Raw genomic sequence first — 840 nt, 5'->3', positions numbered from 1 at the left:
TGGCTTTGATAAAATCTTTGTGCCTCTCTGAATTGTTCGGATAGTACTGAACCTTCTACATTGGCTTTTGTTTTTATCGTATGGTAGGCATCCCTTTTTTTTCATGGTCAAAAATTTTCATATCAAGTTCGCGTCTTTTCCTTTTGATAAGTGATTGCTCAGCCTTACGTAAATGCGTTATCGTTTGTATCGTTATAGATTCATTTTGGATCATGGCTAATGAACCATCGATATGTGCTTGAAGATCTGCAATATCTTTCAGGTTTTCTTTTGTTTGAAGAGCATCAAATAGGCTTTTGAGGTATTTAAAACGATTTTCTACTTTTTCAAAACTTTTCAAAGTTATAGCTTTATTTAGTAGCGAAAAAAATTCTAAACGCTCAAAAAGCAACTTGCCCATTCGATTAAAAGGCTCAGAAATTTTGTCTTCGTCCTTCAATACCTTTTGATATGATTCCCTTGAAAGCTCATCTTTCTTATAGAGCGATTCTGGTTCTTTGAGAAAAAAACTAGAAAAGTCTATTTTCTGAGGTGCAGTTTTCTGACTCTTTGTTATAGCTTGATAGTTTTTTTCTGTTTGCGAAAGTTGTTCTTTTTTCAACTCAAGCTGTTTTTTTAAGAGCTCAATAATTTCCCCTTTTTTTAATAGATTAATAAGCTCCAGATATTCTGCTGGTGAAGCAGCTGGTGATGAGGAGGCGAAAGATACGCTTATACTTGCGTCATTTGCATATGCTGGAGCTAGATTCAGCATTCCCCAAATGGTAATCATTCCTGTTATAATAAGAATCTTTCTCATATACTTGCTCGCTTGATTTCGTCAGGGATTGTTTTATTAAT

At 34.3% G+C, this 840-nt stretch carries 1 protein-coding gene; it reads right to left on the bottom strand.

Annotated features, from left to right (window positions below; genetic code table 11):
- Positions 1 to 73 precede the first annotated feature (73 nt).
- Entirely contained in the window at positions 74 to 799 is a 726-nt protein-coding gene (locus ACFIJ7_RS09675; protein ID WP_375645206.1) for a type IV secretion system protein, read from the bottom strand.
- Between the last annotated feature and the right edge of the window lie 41 nt (positions 800 to 840).

The sequence above is a fragment of the Bartonella sp. MR100HLJHH genome, assembly GCF_042194215.1.
GTDB lineage: Bacteria > Pseudomonadota > Alphaproteobacteria > Rhizobiales > Rhizobiaceae > Bartonella > Bartonella grahamii.
The sequence above is the reverse complement of the archived record's forward strand: the minus strand, read 5'-3'. Positions and strand labels throughout refer to the sequence as shown.

Bases quoted from the DNA above. Each gene is read 5' to 3' on its own strand.
- ACFIJ7_RS09675 (WP_375645206.1), bottom strand. From the start codon at position 799: ATGAGAAAGATTCTTATTATAACAGGAATGATTACCATTTGGGGAATG.